The organism is Pseudomonas sp. GW823-FHT06B06, from assembly GCF_058795195.1.
The window spans coordinates 187,055-208,937 of record NZ_JBXAHO010000007.1 but is presented as its reverse complement, the minus strand read 5'-3'; the positions used below and the strand labels follow the sequence as shown (position 1 = coordinate 208,937).

Genomic DNA, 21,883 nt, shown 5'->3' with positions numbered 1-21,883 from the left:
CGATGTATCACGGGGAAAGATTGAACGCCTGGACGCATCTGGTCGGAGCAGTGGCAGCCTTTGTCGGCGGTGTGTGGCTGATTGTGCTCGCCAGCCTCGACGGAAGTCCGTGGAAAATTGTCAGCATGGCGATCTACGCCTTTACCTTGCTGGTGCTCTACAGCGCATCGACCGTCTACCACAGCGTGCGCGGACGCAAGAAAGCGATCATGAAAAAGGTCGATCATTTTTCGATCTACCTGTTGATCGCCGGCAGCTACACGCCATTCTGCCTGGTGACCCTGCGCGGGCCGTGGGGCTGGACGTTGTTCGGGATCGTCTGGGGGCTGGCGCTGATCGGCATCCTGCAAGAGATCAAGCCGAGATCGGAAGCGCGGATCCTGTCGATCGTGATCTACGCGGTCATGGGCTGGATCGTGCTGGTGGCGGTCAAACCCTTGCTGGCGGCGCTCGGCAGCGCCGGATTTGCGTGGCTGGCGTCGGGCGGGATTTTTTATACCGTGGGGATTATCTTCTTTGCCCTCGACCATCGCCTGCGCCATGCCCACGGGGTCTGGCATCTGTTCGTGATTGCCGGGAGTTTGCTGCACTTCGTGGCGATATTTTTTTACGTCTTGTAGGCGAAGCGGCCTTGCAGGTTTCAGGCTCAGCAGAGGCGATCCAATTGCTCCTGGGCTTGGCGGCCGAACACCTGCAACAGGTCGTTCAACGTGTGGGGTGGGGGTTCGGCGGCGCGGGTGACTGCGTACAGGGTGATGGGCAGCGGCGGCGCCAGAGGGCGAATCGTTGTGGTGTCGGGAGACGCACCAAGGGCGGTGAACGGATCGATCACCGCTACACCCGCGCCAGATTCCACCATCGCCCGTGCCAGAGAGTAGGTCTGCACGGCGATGCGTACGCGAGGAGGTGGTTCGACGGCTTCCAGATAGCTGTCGAGCCGTGCGGCCAGCGGATCGGCACTGGATAAACCAATCAGGGGCGCATTCGCCAGCGCCATGAGCGGTAACGGCCTGCCTGCCTCTTGCGGCGGCCAGTAACCAATCGGCGCCAGCGCCACCAGCACGCCGCACGCCAGGGCTTGGGCCTTGAGCCCCGGGTGATCCGGGCGTTGCAGGGTCAGGGCGACATCCACTTCGCGCATCAACAGGTTCTGCACCAGTTCGCGACTGTGGGCGCTGGACAACTCGCAGACGATGTCCGGGTAGCGTCCGGTCCATTCGTGAATGGCCGGCGGCAGCAATGACAGGGCCAGTGCCGGGGTCGCGCCGATGCGCAGGCTGTGCCCCGGCTCGCGACGCAGACTCTGGGCCAGGCGTCGTACGCCTTGCAGGCTTTCACTGACCTTGTCCACTTCGCGCTCCAGCTCCAGCGCTTCCGGCGTCGCCTGCAACTTGCCGCGCACCCGCAGGAACAACGGGAAGCCCAATTGCTGCTCGGCGTGCTGCAACACCTTACTCACCGCCGGCTGCGAGACGTGCAGCAACTGTGCGGCCGCGCTGATCGAGCCGGTCTGGCGGATGGCCTGGAAAATTTCGATATGGCGAAGACGCATGACAAGTCCATAACCTTTGTTTATGGGTTTGACATATTTATGCATTGTTCAACGTCTGTCACCTGGCTCTAACCTCGGCCTTGTCTTCACAACGGTTTTAAGGACGGACATGGCTCAGCGAGTGTGCATCATCGGCGGTGGCGTGATTGGCCTGGCTACGGCCTATGCGCTGGTGCGCGACGGCTTTGAGGTCACGGTGGTCGAGGCTCGGGACTCATTGGGCAGCGAAACCAGTTTCGCCAATGGCGGCCAGTTGTCTTATCGCTATGTCGCACCCCTGGCCGACGCCGGTGTGCCATTACAGGCCATCGGCTGGATGTTACGCGGCGATTCACCGCTGAAGCTGCGTCCGCGCTTCGACCTGGCGCAATGGCGCTGGATGGCATCGTTCCTCGGGGCCTGCCGCCACTCGGTCAACCGCGCGAACGCCGCCCACTTGCTGCGCCTGGCGCTCCTGAGCCAGGGTACGTTGAAGTCCTGGCGCGAGGACGATGGACTGGCGGGTTTCCAGTGGCGGCGCAATGGCAAGCTGGTGACGTTCCGCCAGAACAGCAGCTTCGAACATGCGCGCCAGGGTCTGGCCGACCCGCAACAACAGCAGGTGTTGTCGGCGGCCGAATGCGCGCAGCTGGAGCCGGCGCTGATCGATGCCCCCTTCGTCGGGGCGATCTACACCCCGGACGAAGAGGTCGGCGATTGCCACGGTTTCTGCCAGCAACTGGCCGCCCGGCTGCAAGCGTCCGGTCGTTGCGAGTTTCGTCTCGGGCAAGCAGTGACCGGGATTCGCCATGGCCACGGCAGCGTCAACGCCATCGAGTTGGGCGAACACCTGCTGCCGGTTGAGCAACTGGTGATCGCTGCCGGCCACCGCAGTCCGCTGTTGGCGCTGCCCGGGCTGCAACTGCCGCTGTACCCGCTAAAGGGCTACAGCTTGACCGTGCCCATCGGCGTCGGTCACCGGGTGCCCGACGTGAGCATCACCGACTACGACCGCAAGATCGTCTACGCCCGCATCGGCGAGCAATTGCGTGTGGCGGCGATGGTCGACATCGTCGGCTTCGACCCTGCGCTGGACCCCAAGCGCCTGGCACTGATCAAGCGTCAGGCCCAGGACACCTTTCCAAATGCCGGCGCTTATGACCAAGCCGTCGAGTGGGCCGGCATGCGCCCGGCCACCCCCAGCGGCGTACCGTTGCTGGGCGCGACGGCCTATCGCAACCTGTGGCTCAACCTCGGCCACGGTGCGTTGGGGTTCACCCTGGCGTGCGGCAGCGGGCGATTGCTCAGCGAGTTGATCGCTGAGCGTCCACCTTCCATCGACCTGCAGGGGTTCAATCATCGGGCCGCCTGAATAGCCATTTCTGAAGAGGACACTGCAATGAGCATTACCCGACTGCACAGCAACCCGCGCCTGTCAGGCGCCGTGACTTTTGGCGATCTGGTGTTTCTTTCCGGGCAGGTACCGGGCGATGCCCTGGATGCCAGCGGACAGACCCGGGAAGTACTGGGGAAAATCGACGCCTTGCTGGCCGAGGCTGGCAGCGACAAGGATCATCTGCTCAGCGCGACCATTTACCTGAAGAACATCACCGAGGATTTCGCCGCGATGAACGAGGTCTGGTCGGCCTGGTTATCGCCCGGGCAGGCCCCGAGCCGCACCACCGTGCAGGCCGAACTGGCCCGCCCGCAGGTGCTTGTGGAAATCACCGTCATCGCTGCACGCGCCTGATAAACCAACACCCACAACGGAGAATAACAATGCAAAAAATCACGTTGCTCGCTTGCAGCCTCGGCCTGTTGTTAGGCAGTCAGGTACAGGCCAATGAAACGCCGCTGACCGGCACCCTGGGCAAGATCGCCAGCACCAACAGCATTACCCTGGGTTATCGCGATGCGTCGGTGCCGTTTTCCTACGTGGGTGATCATAGCGGCAAGCCGATGGGTTACTCGGTGGATCTGGCGAGCAAGATCGTCGAGCGTATCCAGCAGCAACTGGCGCGGCCTGACCTGAAGGTGAAGTACAACCTGGTAACCTCTCAGACCCGCATTCCATTGGTACAGAATGGCACCGTGGACCTGGAATGCGGTTCCACCGGCGTCACTGCCGAACGGCAGAAACAGGTGGCGTTCTCCTATGGCTTCATCTACGTCAAAGGCCAGTTGCTCACCGCCAAGGACAGCGGCATAAAAGGTTTTGCCGACCTGCGCGGAAAGAACGTGGTGACTACCGCCGGCACCACCAACGAGCGCTTCCTCAAAAGCTACAACGTCGATCACAAGATCGACATGTTCGTGATCAGCGCCAAGGACCACGGGGAAGCCTTCCAGATGCTGCAATCGGGCCGGGCCGCGGCGTTCTACATGGACGACGCGCTGCTCTACGGCGAGCGTGCCAAGGCCAATGACCCGCACAAGTGGGTGGTGGTCGGGGAGGAGCAATCGCGGGAGATCTACAGCTGCATGGTACGCAAGGACGACCCGCAGTTCCTCGCCCTGGTCAACGGCGTGTTGGCGGATCTGTACAGCTCGGGCGAGATCAATGGCATCTACCAGCGCTGGTTCGAGCAGCCGATCCCGCCGAAGGGTTTGAACCTTGAGTTCCCGATGACCAGCGAACTCAAGGCGATCATTGCCAAGCCGGTGAGTGATCCGGTGCAATAAAGTCAAAAGATCGCAGCCTTCGGCAGCTCCTACACGGGATTGCGCTCCAGCCTGTAGGAGCTGCCGCAGGCTGCGATCTTTTTAGAAGTCACCCCAGAGCTGCTGGGCAACCGCCAGTGCAACCACCGGCGCGGTCTCGGTGCGCAACACTCGCGGGCCGAGGCGGGCGGCGTGGAAGCCGCTGGCCTTGGCCAGATCGACTTCGGCATCGGACAAACCACCTTCCGGGCCGATCAGAAAGGCCAGGCTTGAAGGCTTGGCATGGCTGACCAATGGCTCGGCCACCGGGTGCAGCACCAGCTTCAGTTCAGCCTCAGTCTGTTTCAACCAGTCGGCCAACAGCACCGGCGGATGAATCACCGGCACCCGTGAGCGCCCGCATTGTTCGCAGGCGCTGATCGCTACCTGGCGCCAGTGCAGCAGGCGTTTGTCGGCGCGTTCGTCCTTGAGTCGCACTTCGCAGCGTTCGCTGAAAATCGGCGTGATTTGCGTGACACCCAATTCAGTCGCTTTCTGGATCGCCCAGTCCATGCGCTCGCCACGGGACAAGCCCTGGCCGAGGTGGATCTGCAACGGCGATTCCACCTGGCCGGCAAACTCCTCATGGATCTGGACTACCACGCGTTTTTTGCCGACTTCAACGAGCGTGCCGCGAAATTCATGGCCGGAGCCGTCGAACAGTTGCAACGCATCGCCCTCGGCCATGCGCAGCACGCGTCCGATATAATGGGCCTGGGCTTCGGGCAATTCGTGCTCGCCGGTGCTCAGGGGGGCGTCGATGAAGAAGCGGGACAGTCTCATGCTAAATCTCTGTAGTTGGATCGTTCCCACGCTCTGCGTGGGAATGCCTCATCGGACGCTCTGCGTCCGCTTTTGGGACGCGGAGCGTCCCGGGCTGCATTCCCACGCAGAGCGTGGGAACGAGCAGGCGAACGCTAGCCCGGATCGCGGAAACCGGGGTGGAAGTCCTTCGGCACCGCCACGCTGACGCTATCGCGAGTGGCAATGTCGATGCCCTCACTGGCGACCTCGGCGAGGAAGTCGATTTGCTCCGGGGTAATCACATACGGCGGCAGGAAATACACCACGCTGCCCAATGGCCGCAGCAAGGCACCTCGCTCCAGTGCATGCTGGAACACCTTCAGGCCGCGACGCTCCTGCCATGGGTAGGCCTCTTTGCTGGCCTTGTCCTTGACCATCTCGATGGCCAGCACCATGCCGGTCTGGCGCACTTCGCTGACGTTAGGGTGGTCGACCAGATGTGCAGTGGAGGAGGCCATGCGCTGCGCCAGCGCCTTGTTGTTCTCGATGACCTTGTCTTCTTCGAAGATATCCAGCGTCGCCAGGGCCGCCGCGCATGCCAAAGGGTTGCCCGTATAGCTGTGGGAATGCAGGAAGGCGCGCAGGGTCGGGTAATCGTCGTAGAAGGCGCTGTAGACGTCATCGGTGGTCAGGCACGCCGCCAGCGGCAGGTAGCCGCCGGTCAGGGCCTTGGACAGGCAGAGGAAGTCCGGCCGGATACCCGCCTGTTCACAGGCGAACATCGTCCCGGTGCGGCCGAAGCCCACGGCGATTTCGTCGTGGATCAGGTGCACGCCATAGCGGTCGCAGGCTTCACGCAGCAGCTTGAGGTACACCGGATGGTACATGCGCATGCCGCCGGCGCCCTGGATCAGCGGCTCGACGATCACCGCGGCAACGGTGTCATGGTTCTCGGCCAGGGTTTGCTCCATGGCGGCGAACATGTTGCGCGAGTGCTCTTCCCAGCTCATGCCCTCGGGGCGCAGATAGCAATCGGGGCTCGGCACCTTGATGGTGTCGAGCAGGAGCGCCTTGTAGGTTTCGGTGAACAGCGGCACGTCGCCCACCGACATCGCCGCCATCGTTTCGCCGTGGTAGCTGTTGGTCAGGGTAACAAAGCGCTTCTTGTTCGGCAGGCCGCGGTTGAGCCAATAGTGAAAACTCATTTTCAGCGCAACTTCGATGCAGGACGAACCATTATCGGCGTAGAAGCATCGAGTCAGGCCCTCCGGCGTCATCTTCACCAGGCGCTCGGACAACTCGATCACCGGCTGATGGCTGAACCCGGCGAGAATCACGTGTTCCAGTTGATCGACCTGGTCCTTGATGCGCTGGTTGATGCGCGGGTTGGCATGGCCAAACACGTTCACCCACCAGGAGCTCACCGCGTCGAGGTAGCGCTTGCCTTCGAAATCCTCCAGCCACACGCCTTCACCGCGCTTGATCGGGATCAGCGGCAGTTGTTCGTGATCTTTCATCTGGGTGCAGGGATGCCACAACACCGCGAGATCGCGTTGCATCCACTGATTATTCAGGCCCATGTTCAGTCTCCTCGAGGCGGTCCGTGTCGTGCGCGGACATACAATCGCGCAAGCCTATGCAATGCGTGCCTCGGGAACAACCCATTGTGTTGTTTGAGCTACTTTGTATAGGACGGTAGACGTTGCTGGCAGGCGTCTGGCGGCTGACGTATCCTTCGCGGTTCTGGAGCCGCCTGGCTCGCAAAAACCGCTATTTTTCCTGTATTTCCGGAGTTCGCTGAATGTCTGTCGGTTGGCTGCGCGCCTGTGCGCTGGTGATGTTGGGGCTGTTCAGCGTGTCTGCGCTGGCCAAGGATAAAACCGCGATCGTGATCGGCGGCGGGGTCTCGGGCCTCACGGCTGCTTACGAGCTGCAGAAAAAAGGCTGGCAGGTCACGCTGCTGGAAGCCAAGCCGAGCCTGGGCGGCCGCTCCGGCATGGCCGCCAGTGAGTGGATCGGCAACGACAAGACCCAGCCGGTCCTGAACAAGTACATCTCGACGTTCAAGCTGAGCACCACGCCAGCACCTGAATTCGTGCGCACCCCGGGCTACCTGATCGACGGTGTGTATTACACCGCGGCCGACCTGGCCACCAAGGATCCAACCACTGCCGAAGCGCTCAAGCGCTACGAAAAGACGGTGGACGACCTGGCGCGCTCGATCGAAGACCCGCAAAACCCGTCAGCCAACAACACGCTGCACGCCCTGGACCAGATCAACGTGTCCAACTGGCTCGATCGCCTGAGCCTGCCGGCCACTGCCCGTCAGTTGGTGAACCAGCAGATTCGTACCCGTTATGACGAACCTTCGCGTATCTCGCTGCTGTACTTCGCACAGCAGAGTCGCGTTTATCGTGGCGTTTCCGACCGTGACCTGCGCGCGTCGCGCCTGGTCGGTGGCAGCCCGGTGTTGGCCCAGGCCTTCGTCAAAGAACTGAAAACCATCAAGACCAGCTCCCCGGTCTCAGCCATTACCCAGGACAAGGACGGCGTCACCGTCAAGGTCGGCAGCGTTGGCTACCAGGCTGACTACGTTGTGGTGGCCGTGCCTTTGCGTGCCCTGAACAAGATCCAGATGACCCCGGCACTGGACGCCCAGCACCAGGCCGCGATCAAGGGCACCAACTACGGTTGGCGCGACCAGATCATGTTGAAGTTCAAGACGCCAGTGTGGGAAAGCAAGGCGCGCATGTCCGGTGAGATCTACAGCAACACCGGCCTGGGCATGTTGTGGGTCGAGCCGGCGCTGAAGGGCGGCGCCAACGTGGTGATCAACCTGTCCGGCGACAACTCGCGGGTCATGCAGGCGTTCGGCGACAAGCAGATGGTCGATCAGGTACTGATCCGCCTGCACGCGTTTTACCCACAGGCACGCGGTTCGTTTACCGGTTATGAAATCCGTCGCTACAGCACCGACCCTTCGATGGGCGGCGCTTACCTGGCCTTCGGCCCGGGTCAGATCAGCAAGTTCTGGCGTCTGTGGGAGCGTCCGGTTCAGCGTGTAGCCTTTGCTGGCGAACACACTGACACCCTGTACCCGGGCACCTTGGAAGGCGCATTGCGCACCGGTCAGCGTGCGGCCAGCCAGGTTGAAGACCTGGCGGCGGGCAAGTCGTTTGACCCGGCGAAAGCCGCTCCAGTAGCCGCTGCCGCTGCAGCCGGCGCGGTGGCAGCGAAGAAGGGCAACTTCTTCAGCAACCTGTTCGGCGGCTCGGATGACGAGAAGAAGCCACAGCCGATCAAGGCGCCAGAACCCGTCGCACCGGCTCCCGCACCAGCCCCGGCGCCGACCCCTGCACCTGCTCCGGTCGAAGCGCCGAAGCCTGCGGCACCGGTGAAAGCCGAGCCTGCGAAGAAAGCACCGGCAAAAGCGCCAGTGAAGAAGACCGAGGCGAAGAAAACGTCGGCCAAGGCACCGGCGAAAAAGGCCGAACCGACCAAGAAGCCAGCGGCGACCACGGTTACCAAGGCCCAGTAACGTTCAGGCGTAAAAAACGCGGCTCATGGGCCGCGTTTTTTTTTGCCAGATCTCGGCGTTGTCTCCCGTCCTACATGCGCCAGCGATATCAGAGACTTCCCACAAGCGAATCAGAAGGGGGTGATGGGTAGAGCTTGATCTTGGGCCCATGCTCTTCAAAAACTGGAGAGCATATGAAAGAACTGACAGTAATCATCATATTGATAACCCTTTTGGGTTGTGCAAATGCGGAGATATTTCATGAGGGATATCGCCGGGGATACGGGCATGAACTGGCCTATAAATGCGATATGGATCCGTACAATCCTGACTGTCTGCAGCCCCCTTCCGTGTACCACAATTAGGAAGGTCGATATCGCCCCGCTAAGTCTACGTAGCGTTCAAGCACAAAAAAGCGCGGTTCAAGGCCGCGTTTTTTTTTACGCTTGAAAAAATGAGGCAAGAAATCGAATAAACCTTTTGATACAGGTGTTCTCTGGTTTGTATTCACTTCTTTTCACAATTTCGACTTTAATCTTTCCTTAACCCGCGTGATTTAGGCTATTGATCGCATTTCTCGATATTTCAAAGCGAAATTTTCCGCTTTAATCCGATAGATAAATCGATAGTCTTGGGCCAGCACTTACAGGGATCTGGGCAATGCAGCTACGAAATTCTACTTCCCGCTACGGCTGGGTCAGCATTTTCATTCACTGGAGTGTGGCGCTGGCGGTTTTTAGCCTATTCGCGTTGGGGTTGTGGATGGTCGGGCTCGACTACTACAGCACTTGGCGCAAAGACGCACCGGACCTGCACAAGAGCATCGGCCTGGTGTTGTTGGGTGTGATGGTGTTGCGGGTGGTGTGGCGTTTCATCAGTCCGCCGCCGCCGACCCTGTCCAGCTACAGCCGCATGACGCGCCTGGGCGCCAAGTTCGGCCATGGCTTTCTGTATCTCAGTCTGTTCGCTGTGATGATTGCCGGTTACCTGATTTCCACCGCAGAAGGTGTCGGTATCCCGGTGTTTGGCTTGTTTGAAGTGCCTGCGCTGGTGTCCGGGCTACCGGACCAGGCAGATACCGCCGGTGTGATTCACCTCTGGCTGGCATGGATACTGGTAATTTTTTCCGGCCTCCATGCGTTGGCAGCATTGAAGCACCACTTTATCGACCGTGATGTGACCCTCAAGCGAATGCTGGGTCGCAAAGCCTGAAGTTCAACCTCGACTCCAAAGGAAAACAATGTATGTTGAAAAAGACTCTGGCCGCTCTGGCAATCAGTTCCGCCCTGTTGTCCGCCGGTAGCGTCATGGCCGCTGACTACGTGGTCGACAAGGAAGGCCAGCACGCCTTCGTTGACTTCAAGATCAGCCACCTGGGCTACAGCTTCATCACCGGTACTTTCAAGGACATCGACGGCAAGTTCAGCTTTGACGCTGCCAAGCCTGAAGACAGCAAGATCGAGTTCAACGTAAACACCGCCAGCGTGTTCACCAACAACGCTGAGCGTGACAAGCACATCTCCAGCAAAGACTTCCTGAACGGGAGCAAAGCCACCTTTGTTTCCACCAGCGTCAAGCCAACCGGCAAAAACGCCGCTGGCAAGGACACTGCGGACGTGGCTGGCGACCTGACTATCCTTGGCGTGACCAAGCCAATCGTGGTCAAGGCTACCTTCCTGGGTGAAGGCAAGGATCCATGGGGCGGCTACCGTGCAGGCTTCGAGGGTACCTTCAGCCTCAAGCGTTCCGATTTCGGCAAGCAGAAAGACCTGGGCCCATCGTCCGATGCAGTTGAAATGTACGTGACCTTTGAAGGTGTCAAAGCGAAATAATTTTCGCCGCTGACAAAAACGCCCGCCGCTCTCACGAGCGCGGGCGTTTTTTATTGCCGTACACAAACCCCTGTAGGAGCGAGCCTGCTCGCGAAAAACCCATAGGCGCCGCTGGGCATCTGGTTTAACGCGTTATCGTTCACGACCATCGCGAGCAGGCTCGCTCCTACAGGTTTTGTATCGCTCAAAAAAATGCCCCGGATCTTTCGATGCGGGGCATTTTTCATTTCAGCGATAACTCAGCGATTACGAGTCAGCAATGCCGGTTTTTCGCCACGAGGACGGCTTGGCAGTTGATCCAGTTGCTCAGGTGTCGGGAAGCGATCGGCCTTCGACTCCTTGTGCATGATCTTCGGCGCCGGACCACGCGGGTTCTGCACGGCCGGTTCCGAACGCGGTTGATCGTCACGGGCCGGGCGGCGGTTGCGGGAGTCTTCGCGACGGGCCTGGCCATCTCGTGGAGCCCCGCTGCGTGGACCGCTGCGCTTGGCTGGCGGGGTGCCGGTGCTGGCGCCATCGCTGTTGCGCGGACCGTTCTGGCGACCGCCCTGCGGCTTGCCGCCACGTGGAGCGCCTGCGGCTGTCCCTTGTGCCGGAGCACCCGGACGACGGCCGCGGCCTTGGGCCGGTTTCTGCTGCGGAACGTAGTCGACGCGGTTACCGAAGTTATCGATATCGTCGTCCAGGAACTCGTCCGGCGCACGATCAGCTGCGGCACGCGGCGGCTGGCTTGGCTGACGCTGTTCGCGGGCTGGGGTGCCTTCACGGGGCTTCTGCTGACGGGCTGGACGCTCACCGCGCTCACCCGCCGGTTTTTCCTTGCCCTTGTCCTTGCCTTTGTCCTTGCGACCGCCACCACCACCGCCGCCATTCGGACCATCGCCGCGCGGGCCACGTGGATTGCGCGGGTTGCGCATGTCCGGACGCTCGCGAGCTTCGGGTTTCTCGGCTTCCACGGCGCTGGCATCGAAGCCCATCAGGTCGCCGTCGGCGATTTTCTGCTTGGTCATGCGTTCGATGCTTTTCAGCAGTTTTTCTTCGTCCGGGGCCACCAGCGAGATCGCCTCGCCCGAACGACCGGCACGGCCAGTACGGCCGATGCGGTGCACATAGTCTTCATCGACGTTCGGCAGTTCGAAGTTGACCACGTGTGGCAGCTGGTCGATGTCCAGGCCGCGAGCGGCGATGTCGGTGGCAACCAGGATGCGCACGGTACCGGCCTTGAAGTCGGCCAGGGCTTTGGTGCGCGCGTTCTGGCTCTTGTTGCCGTGGATCGCGACGGCGCTCAGGCCGTGTTTGTCCAGGTACTCGGCCAGGCGGTTGGCGCCGTGCTTGGTACGGGTGAACACCAGTACCTGTTCCCAGGCGCCAGCGGTGATCAGGTGCGCCAGCAACGCACGCTTGTGGCTGGCCGGCAGGCGGAATACGCGCTGTTCGATGCGCTCGACCGTGGTGTTCGGCGGCGTGACTTCGATGCGTTCCGGGTTGTGCAGCAGCTTGCCGGCGAGGTCGGTGATGTCCTTGGAGAACGTCGCCGAGAACAGCAGGTTCTGACGCTTGGCCGGCAAACGGGCGAGGACTTTCTTCACGTCATGGACGAAGCCCATGTCGAGCATGCGGTCGGCTTCGTCCAGTACGAGGATTTCCACGTGGGACAGGTCAACGCTGCCTTGGCCGGCCAGGTCGAGCAGGCGGCCAGGGCAGGCCACCAGCACGTCTACGCCACGGGACATGGCCTGGACCTGCGGGTTCATGCCGACGCCACCGAAAATGCAGGCACTGACGAACTTCAGGTCACGGGCATAGACCTTGAAGCTTTCGTGCACTTGCGCCGCGAGTTCGCGAGTAGGGGTCAGGACCAGTACGCGCGGTTGGCGCGGGCCGTGACGCTGGGATTTGTCCGGGTGACCGTTGGGGAACAACCGCTCCAGGATCGGAAGGGCGAAACCGCCGGTTTTACCAGTACCTGTCTGTGCCGCGACCATCAGGTCGCGACCTTGCAACACGGCGGGAATGGCCCGCTGTTGCACCGGAGTAGGCTCGGTATAGCCCGCTGCCTCGATGGCGCGGACTAAAGCCTCGGAGAGACCGAGGGAAGCAAAGGACATGAGTAATCCTGTTTTAAGTTAGGGCTTGGCCCAATGGGAGTCTTGCCTGGCGCGAATGGCGTTTATGAGGAACGCAATCCCGTCCGGTCCTGCTTCGGTCACGAAGGCTCGTCTGGAGCGCTCGCGCGGGCTGAAAAGCTGCGCTGTAGCGGGTTCGAGATGCCTTGAACGGTTCCGAGCGTCCGGGCGTGAGCCTGGCGGGAAGGCCGGAGTATAACAGAGCAATCACTGCGCGCCGCTTTCCTGCTGCTCAACGGTTTTTTCCGTGTTGGCCGTGGTCCGCCCGACGTTGATTGTAGCGGCCGGTGCGGCGCCATATCGGGCGCTGAGCTCGGCGTACGCGGGTTCGCGCTTGAAACGTTTGAGCTCGGCGCCGAAACGCTGCACCAGCAAGTCCATGCCGGCATTGCGGCGCACCGCCAGAAACTGGCTCTGTTGACTGATGACAGTGGGGTTTTCGGTAATTATGTTGCGGATATTCAGTTCGTCGAGCAAATGCTGGCCCACCCTGCGGTCGGTGATCAGCAGGTCGATCCGCCCACGCACCAGTTTGCCGAAGTTCGCTTCGTGGCTCGGCGCAGGTTCCCGGGTGAACAGGGTCGAGTCCCTGAAATCCTCGCTGTACAGGTAGCCAGGAGAGATGCCGATGGTCAGGCCGCGCAGTTCGTCGAGGGTGCGAAACGGATGGGGCCTGGCGTTGGCGTAGAACATCACGAACTGGACTTCCGAGAGCGGTTCGCTGGGGTAGAGCAGGGTCGCATCGCGTTCATCGCTATGGAAAATGTCCAGCGCGCCATCGGCCTGACCTGTTTCCAGCATCGAAAGGCAGCGTTTCCATGGCAGGAATTGCCATTCCACTTCGATGCCCAGGCGCTTGAAGACGATGGCGGTGGTTTCGTAGTCCAGCCCCAGGGCCTTGCCGTTCTCCTCGTACACGTATGGTGCCCAGGGTTCGGTGACAATGCGCAGCTTCTCGCCCCTAGCGGCAAAGCTAAGGCAAGTGAAAACAAGCAGGGCGACGAACTGCGTGATCAAAGGCATGGGCTTGAGATTACGACGAGAAACGCGAAAGAGCCAGAAACTGGCAGCAGATGCTCTAACTCCGTGGATTGCCGCACAATAAAAGTGCTTGAAAGCAAAAGATCGCAACCTGCGGCAGCTCCTACAGGAATTAAACATTTCCCATGTAGGCACTGCCGCAGGCTGCGATCTTTTGATCTTGCTGTGTTTAACGCGGCAACTTCAGGTTGTTCCAAACCGCCAGGCTCGCTTCAGCCTGGTTCAGTGTATAGAAGTGCAGCCCTGGCGCGCCGCCCTGCAGCAGGCGTTCGCACATCTCGGTAATGACTTGCTCGCCGAAGCGTTGAATGCTTTGGGTATCGTCACCGTAGGCTTCCAGTTGCTTGCGGATCCAGCGCGGGATTTCCGCACCGCAGGCATCGGAGAAGCGTGCCAGCTTGCTGTAGTTGGTGATCGGCATGATCCCCGGCACGATCGGAATGTTCACACCCTTGGCCCGCACGCGCTCGACGAAGTAGAAGTAGCTGTCGGCGTTGAAGAAATACTGGGTGATCGCACTGTCGGCGCCAGCGTTGGCCTTGCGCACGAAGTTGTTGAGGTCGTCTTCGAAATTGCGTGCCTGAGGATGCATCTCCGGGTAGGCGGCAACTTCGATGTGGAAATGATCGCCAGTCTCTTCACGGATGAATTCGACCAGGTCGTTGGCGTGGCGCATTTCACCGCTGGCCATGCCCATGCCTGAAGGCAGGTCACCGCGCAAGGCGACGATGCGCTGGATGCCGGCGGCCTTGTACTGGCTCAGCAGGCCGCGCAGGTCAGCCTTGCTGTCGCCGACGCACGACAAGTGCGGTGCGGCCGGAACTTTGACTTCGCTCTCGAGCTGCAACACGGTGTTGAGCGTGCGATCACGGGTCGAACCACCTGCACCGTAGGTGCAGGAGAAGAAATCGGGGTTGTACGTGGCCAACTGGCGGGCAGTGGCAAGCAGCTTTTCATGCCCAGCATCGGTCTTGGTAGGGAAGAACTCGAAGCTGTAGCGACGATCTTGGGACATGGTCATATCCTTGGAAACACGTAAGCCTGGAAGACATGCACATCCCCATGTGGGAGCGGGCTTGCTCGCGAAAGCGGTGCGTCAGACAACATTAATGTCGAATGATAAACCGCCTTCGCGTGCAAGCCCGCTCCCACAAGGGAGAGCAGGCTGCAGAACCGATCAGTAGCGGTAAGCGTGCGGCTTGAACGGACCTTCGACCGTCACGCCGATGTAGTCGGCCTGGGTCTTGGTCAGTTGAGTCACGACGCCGCCGAAACCGCGGACCATTTCCAGGGCCACTTCTTCGTCGAGTTTCTTCGGCAGTACTTCAACGGTCAGGCGCTCGGCTTTCTGGGCTGGCGACAGGTCGGCGTATTTCTGGCCGAACAGGAAGATCTGCGCCAGTACCTGGTTGGCGAACGAACCGTCCATGATGCGGCTCGGGTGGCCAGTGGCGTTGCCCAGGTTAACCAGGCGGCCTTCAGCCAGCAGGATCAGGTAGTCGTCGTTCTGCGGATCGAAGCTGCCAGCGCCGGTACGGTGGATCTTGTGAACCTGCGGCTTCACTTCTTCCCATGCCCAGTTCTTGCGCATGAAAGCGGTGTCGATTTCGTTGTCGAAGTGGCCGATGTTGCAGACAACAGCGCGCTTCTTCAGGGCCTTGAGCATGTTCGCATCGCAAACATTGACGTTACCGGTGGTGGTCACGATCAGGTCGATCTTGCCCAGCAGCGCTTTGTCGATGCTTTCTTCGGTGCCGGTGTTGATACCGTCGATGAACGGCGAAACCAGTTCGAAACCGTCCATGCAGGCTTGCATGGCGCAGATCGGGTCGACTTCGGAAACCTTGACGATCATGCCTTCCTGACGCAGGGACTGGGCCGAGCCCTTGCCCACGTCACCGTAGCCGATGACCAGCGCTTGCTTGCCGGACAGCAGGTGGTCGGTACCGCGCTTGATCGCATCGTTCAGGCTGTGACGGCAGCCGTACTTGTTGTCGTTCTTGCTCTTGGTCACCGAGTCATTGACGTTGATGGCCGGGATTTTCAGCTCGCCCTTGGCCAGCATGTCCAGCAGGCGGTGCACGCCGGTGGTGGTTTCTTCGGTCACGCCGTGAACGCGATCCAGTACCTGTGGGTACTTCTTGTGCAGCAGTTCGGTCAGGTCGCCGCCGTCGTCGAGGATCATGTTGGCGTCCCATGGCTGGCCATCCTTGAGGATGGTTTGCTCCAGGCACCACTCGTACTCTTGCTCGGTTTCACCTTTCCAGGCGAAAACCGGAATGCCAGCAGCGGCAATGGACGCAGCAGCCTGGTCTTGAGTCGAGAAAATGTTGCAGGACGACCAGCGTACTTCGGCGCCCAGGGCAACCAGGGTTTCGATCAGCACGGCGGTCTGAATGGTCATGTGGATGCAGCCGAGGATCTTCGCGCCCTTGAGCGGTTGCTCTTCGGAGTACTTGCGGCGCAGACCCATCAGGGCTGGCATTTCCGATTCGGCGATGATGGTTTCGCGACGGCCCCAGGCAGCCAGGGACATGTCGGCGACTTTGTAATCGTTAAAATCTGCAGGCGTGATAACAGCGCTCATGAAGAGTCTCCATTCGTAATGTATGCGAATGGGCGCCGTTGTGCGTTTAGTGTCTGGCCGTTGATGGCCAAGCAACGCCCCATCCGAGCCTGACAGGTCTAGCCTGCTGCAGCGCCCCTCGGACAGGTGGCGGGAAAACGGTAGCAAGTGAAGATTACCGTTTTGAAACGGGGGCGATTATAGCGGGCTATGCTGATCTTCCAAAGGGTTTCTGTCGGTCAATGTGCGAACGGTAATACTGGCTATAGAAGATCCCGAATAGAGCTCTGGCCCGGGGTCTGCCAATATACCGTCCATCATTCGGCAAGGCGCTCAGGAGTGCATATGAATTTCCACACCCGCAAATGGGTCAAGCCCGAAGACCTCAACCCCAATGGGACACTGTTTGGCGGCAGCCTGCTGCGTTGGCTCGACGAAGAAGCGGCGATCTATGCCATCGTCCAGCTGGGCAATCAACGCGTGGTCACCAAATACATTTCCGAGATCAACTTCGTCAGCGCCTCGCGCCAGGGCGACATCATCGAGCTGGGTATCACCGCCACTGAATTTGGTCGCACCTCGATCACCCTCACGTGCGAAGTGCGTAACAAGATCACTCGCAAGAGCATCCTGACGGTGGAGAAGATTGTTTTCGTCAATTTGGGCGAAGACGGATTGCCTGCGCCACACGGGCGGACCGAGATCAAGTACGTCAAGGACCAGTTCAAGGATGAAGGCGCCGTCGAATAATTTGTGGATGACGAACGGAATCTGAACCGCGCGGGTCGTAACTACATCGCACGCCAGCGGTTCAGGAGTTCCATGGACACTAAAAAAGACGGCAAGACCCCCGACCTTTCGGAAAAAGAGCAGCACGAAGTCGAAAAGAACCAACCGCCACGCGCGGCGGTGCTGCACGAAATTATCCGCACCCAGGGCGATCAGGAACTGGAGCGCAGCGTTGCTGCGCTGTGGTGGTCGGCGTTGGCTGCCGGCCTGACCATGGGCCTGTCGTTGATGGGCATGGGCTTGCTCAACTCCCGACTGCCGGACGGCGAAGGTTTCAAGGTGATAGCCAGTTTCGGCTACTGCGCCGGTTTCCTCGCGGTGATTCTTGCCCGCCAGCAACTCTTCACCGAAAACACCCTGACCGCCGTGCTGCCGATCATGAGCAAGCCCACGCTCGGCAATTTCGGCCGATTGCTGCGACTGTGGGGGGTGGTGCTGGTGGGCAACCTCTGCGGCACCTTGCTGGTGGCTTACGTCATGCTCGAGCTGCCGATTTTCGACAGCAAGACCGACGAGGCCTTCCTTGATATCGGCCGCAAGGTCATGGAAAACGATGCCAGTCAGATGTTCGCCAAGGGCATCGTCTCGGGCTGGATGATCGCCACCATGGTCTGGATGATCCCGTCGATGGAGAGCGCCAAGATGTGGATCATCATCCTCATCACCTATCTCATGGCGCTGGGGGATTTCACGCACATCGTGGTCGGTTCACTGGAGGTCGGTTATCTGGTGTTCGCTGGCGAGCTGCCGTGGAAAGATTTCTGGCTGGTGTTCGCAGGTCCCACGCTGGTGGGGAACATTGTTGGTGGTAGCTTCATCTTTGCATTGATCAGCCATGCGCAGATTCGCAGCGAGAGCGGGCCACCCAAAAGCGCGGCGGAGCAGGCTGCAAAACCTGATCCGCAAGCGCAAAAAAAATAATCAACCCGGCACATTTACCGCAGCGGCACTGCGCCGTTGCAGGTAGATGAAATACAGCGCGGCCAACACCGTCAAGCCACTGACCATGGCGCCGGTCCACGGCAGGTCCGCGAGATCTGCACCGCTGGCGACTACCAGCCCACCGATCCAGGCACCTGCTGCGTTACCGAGGTTGAATGCACTCTGGTTCAGCGTCGAACCAAGGTTGGGCGCTTCATGGGCTTGATCGATGATCAGCAGTTGCAGGATCGGGCACAGGGCAAAGGCGAAAATGCCCCACAACACCAGGGTGATTGCCGCGGGAATCACCGAATGGCTGGTCTGGCTGAACGCGGCCAAGACCACCACCACGGCCAGCGCCATGCCGACCAGTGAAGGCAACAGGCGGCTGTCGGCCAATCGCCCGCCGAGCATGCTGCCCGCCGTCAAGCCTACGCCGAACAACAACAGCATGATGGTCACGCCATGGGGGCTGACACCGGTGATGTCCTGCAGGATAGGTGCGATGTAGGTGAATACGCTGAACAGGCTGGTCGAGGCCAATACGCTCATGCCCAATGCCAGCAGCACGTTGGCCTTGCCCAGCACTTTGAACTCGCTTGCCAGGTTGGCTTTATCCATCACAATGTTCTTAGGCAGCCAGACCCATTGCGCAATGGCCGCGATCACGCCGATCACCGACACCGCCCAGAACGTCGAGCGCCAGCCGGCGTACTGCCCCAGCGCGGTGCCCAGCGGCACTCCAAGAACGTTGGCCAGGGTCAGGCCGGTGAACATCATGGCAATCGCCTGGGCGCGTTTGTTCGGCGCCACCAGGCCGGCGGCAACCACCGAGCCGATGCCAAAGAACGCGCCGTGGCACAGCGCAGTCACCACGCGCGCGGCCATCAGCGTGGCGTAGTTCGGTGCCAGTGCGCAAAGCATGTTGCCCAAGATGAACATCAGCGTCATGCCCAGCAGTGTCGCTTTGCGCGGCATGTTGGCAGTGCCGACCGCGAGGATTGGCGCGCCGAACACCACGCCCAGGGCGTAGCCGGTGATCAGCAATCCGGCGTGGGGGATGCTGACCGCGAGGTCGCGGGCAACATCGGGCAGCAAGCCCATGATGACGAATTCAGTGGTGCCGATGCCGAACGCGGCAACAGCAAGGGCAAGCAAGGCGAGTGGCATGCGCAAGGTCTCTGTCGGTAGTCTTGACGCTGTGATCAGGCATACGCATGCCAAGGCCGATCTCGATGAGAGCGGGCAAGGGCATTGTTATTGGAATTAGTCTGTGCGCAACTGAGTGCGGCGTGGTCGGTTGCAGTATAAACAGCTGCTGACATATGGCGAATCAATTCTCTCCCCAGCCCTTGTAGGAGCCGGCTTGCTGGCGATGGCAATCACAGGAACGCCATCGCCAGCAAGCCGGCTCCTACAAGGGGGGGCGGTCAACAAAAAAGGAGTAGGCCGTGCTTGCGACGGCGTTAGTGTTGGTGGCGGCGCTGTTGCATGCGGCGTGGAATACCCTGATCAAGTTCAGCGCCGAGCGTTTGCTGGTAGTGGCCTGCATGGACAGCGTGGCAATGCTCTTCGTCGCGCTTATGTTGCCGTTCGTGGAGCTGCCGCCATTGGGCATCTGGCCGTGGATTCTCGCCTCGGCAGCCTTCGAGTTGCTCTACCGTTATTTGCTGATCCAGGCTTATCGGGTCGGCGACCTCGGGCTGGTCTACCCGCTGATGCGGGGGTTGTCGCCGCTGGTGGTGCTCGCGCTGACCCTGGTTTTTGCCGGGGAAGTGCTGACCCACCAGCAGATCTTCGGCATTCTGTTGATCCCGCTCGGCATGCTGTGCCTGCTCTGGCAGGGGGGAGGCGGCGCTCGCTTGCCGTGGTCGATGCTGCCTGTGGTCGCGCTGATCGGCTTGTGCATCGGTTGCTACACCTTCATCGATGGCCAGGCCTTGCGGCGCTGGTCGCATCCACTGGATTACCTGGTCTGGGTGACATTGCTCAGTGCCTGGCCGTTTCCGTTGCTGGCCTGGGTGAGCAAGCGGCCGGCGTTCAAGCTGTTCTGGCGTGAGCAATGGCGATTGGGCCTGGCGGTCGGATTCTGCGTGTTGTTCAGCTACGCTCTGGTGCTGTGGGCCATGCAGCTGGGCTCCATTGCCGAAGCGGCGGCCTTGCGCGAGATCAGCGTGATCCTGGTGGTGCTGTTCGGCATGCGTTACCTGAAAGAACCTTTCGGCGGGCCAAGGCTACTGGCCTGCGGGCTGGTTCTGGTTGGCATGCTGGTAATGAAATTTTGACGGGTCTAAACGTGAGAAAGGGACTGCTTCATGAATGTTGCTCTGTGGTGCATTTTAATTGCGATCATCCTGCCGTATGTGTGTACGGCGGTTGCCAAGATCAGCGGTGGATACGGTTTGAGACACAATCACGATCCCCGGGGATTTCTTGATTCCCTGGAGGGCTTGGGCAAGAGGGCACATGCCGCGCAACTGAACAGCTTCGAAGTGGCCCCGGCGTTCGCGGCGGCAGTGCTCGTGGCGCACCTGGTCGGCAATGCGGAGCTCGTGACCCTCAATGTGCTGGCGGTGTTGTTCATCACCAGTCGCCTTCTCTTCATCATTTTCTATCTGGCGGACTGGGCGACCTTGCGGTCGTTGGTGTGGTTTGTGGGGATGGGGCTGATCGTCAGTTTCTTTGTCGTGTCGGTTTAAGGGCAAGATCAAAAGATCGCAGCCTCGTTTCACTCGACAGCTCCTACAGGGATTGAGTGCATCCGCGATAATGCGGCGGATGAGGTCAATGTAGGCGCTGTCGCAGGCTGCGATCTTTTGACTTTAAAGCTTGTCGGCGACTTGCGGCACTTGCGGCAGCGCCGCGCCTTTGGGCCACAGCATCCAGATCTGCCCCTGCTGCTTCATGTCGCCAGCCAGTTGCCCGGCCGCCTCGCCAGTACCCCAGAACAGATCCGCACGAACCTCGCCAGCAATGGCGCCGCCGGTGTCCTGGGCTGCCACCGGGCGTACCAGTGCAGTGCCATCCGGTTTTGTGGTGGATAACCACAACAGGCTACCCAGCGGAATCACTTTGCGATCCACCGCCGCGCTATAACCGGCCGTCAACGGCACGTTCAGCGAGCCGCGCGGGCCTTCGTTGCTGTCCGGGTTCTGGGTGAAAAACACGTAGCTTGGGTTGCTGCCGAGCAGTTCTGGAATACGCGCTGGGTTGGCCTTGGCCCAGTTGCTGATTGCGCCCATGGTCACGTCTTCTTTCTTCAGCTCGCCTTGCTCCACCAACCAGCGTCCGATCGGTCGATAAGGGTGGCCGTTCTGGTCGGCGTAAGCGATTCGCAGCTGACGACCGCTGTCGAGCTGGATACGACCCGATCCCTGGATTTGCAGGAACTGCAGGTTCATCGGATCGGTCAACCAGGCCACGACGGGAGCCTTGACCCCCTTGCTGCCGATGGCCGCTGCATCGTCGTAAGGCTTGAGCACGCGGCCTTCAAGTCGGCCGCGCAGGCGTTTGCCCTTGAGTTCCGGGTAGATGCTGTCCAGCGAGACGATGATCATATCTTCAGGCACGCCATACACCGGGACGTTCGCCTTTGCGGTTTGGGTCAGGCTGCCGGGGTAGACCGGTTCGTAGTAGCCAGTGATCAAACCGTTGGGATTGTCGTTGGCGGCGCGCAGGCCGTAGACATCCAGGTTCTGCTTGAGAAAACCACGGATGTCGCTGGCACTCTGCGGCACGTTGGTCGCCGCTGCGCAGGTGGCGCCCCAGACCGGGTCAGCCTTGAGTCGGGTGCAGGCGCTGCGCCAGGAGCCGAAACCGGCAACGAGGTCATTGTCGGAGACTGCCGGCAACGCTTCCCAAGTGGCGCTGGAGTAGGTGGCCAGGGCGTGGGTCTTCGGTTGTTTGTCTTCGCCACCGGTGCAGCCAGCGAGCACGGCCACAATCGGAAGCGTCCAGGCCAGGGGGTGACACCAGGCCTTGAAACGGCTGTTCATGGAATATTTCCTTTGCCGGTTGCCTGAGCGTCGTGTGCACTCATGCAACCCGTATTGATAATAGGGGTATTGGTGTTTGCCGGTGACGCGAGGATACTGGCCCCCGTTTTCCGTGACCTGA

At 60.4% G+C, this 21,883-nt stretch carries 20 protein-coding genes and 1 riboswitch; of the genes, 11 read left to right on the top strand and 9 right to left on the bottom strand.

The window, feature by feature from the left end; translation table 11 throughout:
- Window positions 1-2 precede the first annotated feature (2 nt).
- On the top strand, window positions 3-620 hold the full coding sequence (trhA, locus tag AC1Q8Q_RS08945; protein WP_033043069.1) for a PAQR family membrane homeostasis protein TrhA: 618 nt from the start codon (window positions 3-5) through the stop codon (window positions 618-620).
- Window positions 621-646: 26 nt separating this feature from the next.
- Here trhA and AC1Q8Q_RS08940 read toward each other — a convergent pair whose 3' ends face one another.
- Complete coding sequence (locus tag AC1Q8Q_RS08940) at window positions 647-1,552, bottom strand: LysR family transcriptional regulator (RefSeq protein WP_020797405.1); 906 nt, start codon at window positions 1,550-1,552, stop codon at window positions 647-649.
- Between the two features lie 109 nt (window positions 1,553-1,661).
- Here AC1Q8Q_RS08940 and AC1Q8Q_RS08935 point away from each other — a divergent pair, with 109 nt between their 5' ends.
- The 3 genes from AC1Q8Q_RS08935 to AC1Q8Q_RS08925 are packed head-to-tail and all read left to right on the top strand — an operon-like array spanning window position 1,662 to window position 4,213.
- A complete protein-coding gene (locus tag AC1Q8Q_RS08935) occupies window positions 1,662-2,903 on the top strand; it encodes a D-amino acid dehydrogenase (RefSeq protein ID WP_454866341.1) in 1,242 nt (413 codons plus the stop codon).
- A gap of 27 nt (window positions 2,904-2,930) precedes the next feature.
- Window positions 2,931-3,281 (top strand): RidA family protein, encoded by a 351-nt coding sequence (locus tag AC1Q8Q_RS08930; protein WP_168759072.1) that lies wholly within the window; start codon window positions 2,931-2,933, stop codon window positions 3,279-3,281.
- A 29-nt stretch (window positions 3,282-3,310) separates the two neighbouring features.
- Complete coding sequence (locus AC1Q8Q_RS08925; protein ID WP_020797408.1) at window positions 3,311-4,213, top strand: transporter substrate-binding domain-containing protein; 903 nt, start codon at window positions 3,311-3,313, stop codon at window positions 4,211-4,213.
- Between the two features lie 81 nt (window positions 4,214-4,294).
- On the opposite strand, the gene AC1Q8Q_RS08920 is transcribed toward AC1Q8Q_RS08925, so the two are convergent.
- Together AC1Q8Q_RS08920 and AC1Q8Q_RS08915 are read right to left on the bottom strand one after the other, a co-directional pair.
- Window positions 4,295-5,014: a 16S rRNA (uracil(1498)-N(3))-methyltransferase gene (locus AC1Q8Q_RS08920; protein WP_168759071.1), complete on the bottom strand. Its 720-nt coding sequence runs from the start codon at window positions 5,012-5,014 to the stop codon at window positions 4,295-4,297.
- A gap of 134 nt (window positions 5,015-5,148) precedes the next feature.
- Entirely contained in the window at window positions 5,149-6,555 is a 1,407-nt protein-coding gene (locus AC1Q8Q_RS08915) for an adenosylmethionine--8-amino-7-oxononanoate transaminase (protein ID WP_020797410.1), read from the bottom strand.
- Window positions 6,556-6,776: 221 nt separating this feature from the next.
- Here AC1Q8Q_RS08915 and AC1Q8Q_RS08910 point away from each other — a divergent pair, with 221 nt between their 5' ends.
- The 3 genes from AC1Q8Q_RS08910 to AC1Q8Q_RS08900 all read left to right on the top strand — a co-directional run bounded on the left by AC1Q8Q_RS08910 (window position 6,777) and on the right by AC1Q8Q_RS08900 (window position 10,324).
- Window positions 6,777-8,513, top strand: a complete 1,737-nt coding sequence (locus AC1Q8Q_RS08910) for a flavin monoamine oxidase family protein (RefSeq protein WP_492614981.1) — start codon at window positions 6,777-6,779, stop codon at window positions 8,511-8,513.
- A gap of 639 nt (window positions 8,514-9,152) precedes the next feature.
- Entirely contained in the window at window positions 9,153-9,704 is a 552-nt protein-coding gene (locus tag AC1Q8Q_RS08905; protein ID WP_020797412.1) for a cytochrome b, read from the top strand.
- A gap of 32 nt (window positions 9,705-9,736) precedes the next feature.
- A complete protein-coding gene (locus AC1Q8Q_RS08900; RefSeq protein ID WP_008057034.1) occupies window positions 9,737-10,324 on the top strand; it encodes a YceI family protein in 588 nt (195 codons plus the stop codon).
- Between the two features lie 239 nt (window positions 10,325-10,563).
- On the opposite strand, the gene rhlE2 is transcribed toward AC1Q8Q_RS08900, so the two are convergent.
- From rhlE2 to ahcY, 4 genes are all read right to left on the bottom strand, one after another.
- The gene (gene rhlE2 / locus AC1Q8Q_RS08895; protein WP_020797414.1) at window positions 10,564-12,432 is read right to left on the bottom strand and encodes an RNA helicase RhlE2; all 1,869 of its coding nucleotides are present in this window, start codon (window positions 12,430-12,432) and stop codon (window positions 10,564-10,566) included.
- 225 nt (window positions 12,433-12,657) lie between these two features.
- A complete protein-coding gene (locus tag AC1Q8Q_RS08890) occupies window positions 12,658-13,473 on the bottom strand; it encodes a substrate-binding periplasmic protein (RefSeq protein ID WP_020797415.1) in 816 nt (271 codons plus the stop codon).
- A 187-nt stretch (window positions 13,474-13,660) separates the two neighbouring features.
- On the bottom strand, window positions 13,661-14,506 hold the full coding sequence (metF, locus tag AC1Q8Q_RS08885) for a methylenetetrahydrofolate reductase [NAD(P)H] (protein WP_020797416.1): 846 nt from the start codon (window positions 14,504-14,506) through the stop codon (window positions 13,661-13,663).
- A gap of 162 nt (window positions 14,507-14,668) precedes the next feature.
- Complete coding sequence (gene ahcY / locus AC1Q8Q_RS08880) at window positions 14,669-16,078, bottom strand: adenosylhomocysteinase (RefSeq protein WP_020797417.1); 1,410 nt, start codon at window positions 16,076-16,078, stop codon at window positions 14,669-14,671.
- Window positions 16,079-16,101: 23 nt separating this feature from the next.
- A riboswitch (S-adenosyl-L-homocysteine riboswitch) is annotated at window positions 16,102-16,204 on the bottom strand.
- A 198-nt stretch (window positions 16,205-16,402) separates the two neighbouring features.
- Between ahcY and AC1Q8Q_RS08875 the strand changes: the two genes are divergently transcribed.
- Entirely contained in the window at window positions 16,403-16,807 is a 405-nt protein-coding gene (locus AC1Q8Q_RS08875; protein ID WP_020797418.1) for an acyl-CoA thioesterase, read from the top strand.
- Window positions 16,808-16,879: 72 nt separating this feature from the next.
- Complete coding sequence (locus tag AC1Q8Q_RS08870; RefSeq protein WP_020797419.1) at window positions 16,880-17,767, top strand: formate/nitrite transporter family protein; 888 nt, start codon at window positions 16,880-16,882, stop codon at window positions 17,765-17,767.
- On the opposite strand, the gene AC1Q8Q_RS08865 is transcribed toward AC1Q8Q_RS08870, so the two are convergent.
- On the bottom strand, window positions 17,768-18,937 hold the full coding sequence (locus tag AC1Q8Q_RS08865; protein WP_492614980.1) for an MFS transporter: 1,170 nt from the start codon (window positions 18,935-18,937) through the stop codon (window positions 17,768-17,770). It abuts the gene before it with no gap.
- Between the two features lie 281 nt (window positions 18,938-19,218).
- Between AC1Q8Q_RS08865 and AC1Q8Q_RS08860 the strand changes: the two genes are divergently transcribed.
- Both AC1Q8Q_RS08860 and AC1Q8Q_RS08855 read left to right on the top strand, forming a co-directional pair.
- A complete protein-coding gene (locus AC1Q8Q_RS08860; RefSeq protein ID WP_492614979.1) occupies window positions 19,219-20,052 on the top strand; it encodes an EamA family transporter in 834 nt (277 codons plus the stop codon).
- 30 nt (window positions 20,053-20,082) lie between these two features.
- A complete protein-coding gene (locus tag AC1Q8Q_RS08855) occupies window positions 20,083-20,466 on the top strand; it encodes an MAPEG family protein (protein ID WP_020800890.1) in 384 nt (127 codons plus the stop codon).
- 123 nt (window positions 20,467-20,589) lie between these two features.
- Here AC1Q8Q_RS08855 and mltA read toward each other — a convergent pair whose 3' ends face one another.
- Window positions 20,590-21,762 carry a murein transglycosylase A gene (gene mltA, locus AC1Q8Q_RS08850; RefSeq protein ID WP_492614978.1) on the bottom strand — a complete coding sequence of 391 codons (1,173 nt, stop codon included), beginning with the start codon at window positions 21,760-21,762 and terminating at the stop codon, window positions 20,590-20,592.
- Between the last annotated feature and the right edge of the window lie 121 nt (window positions 21,763-21,883).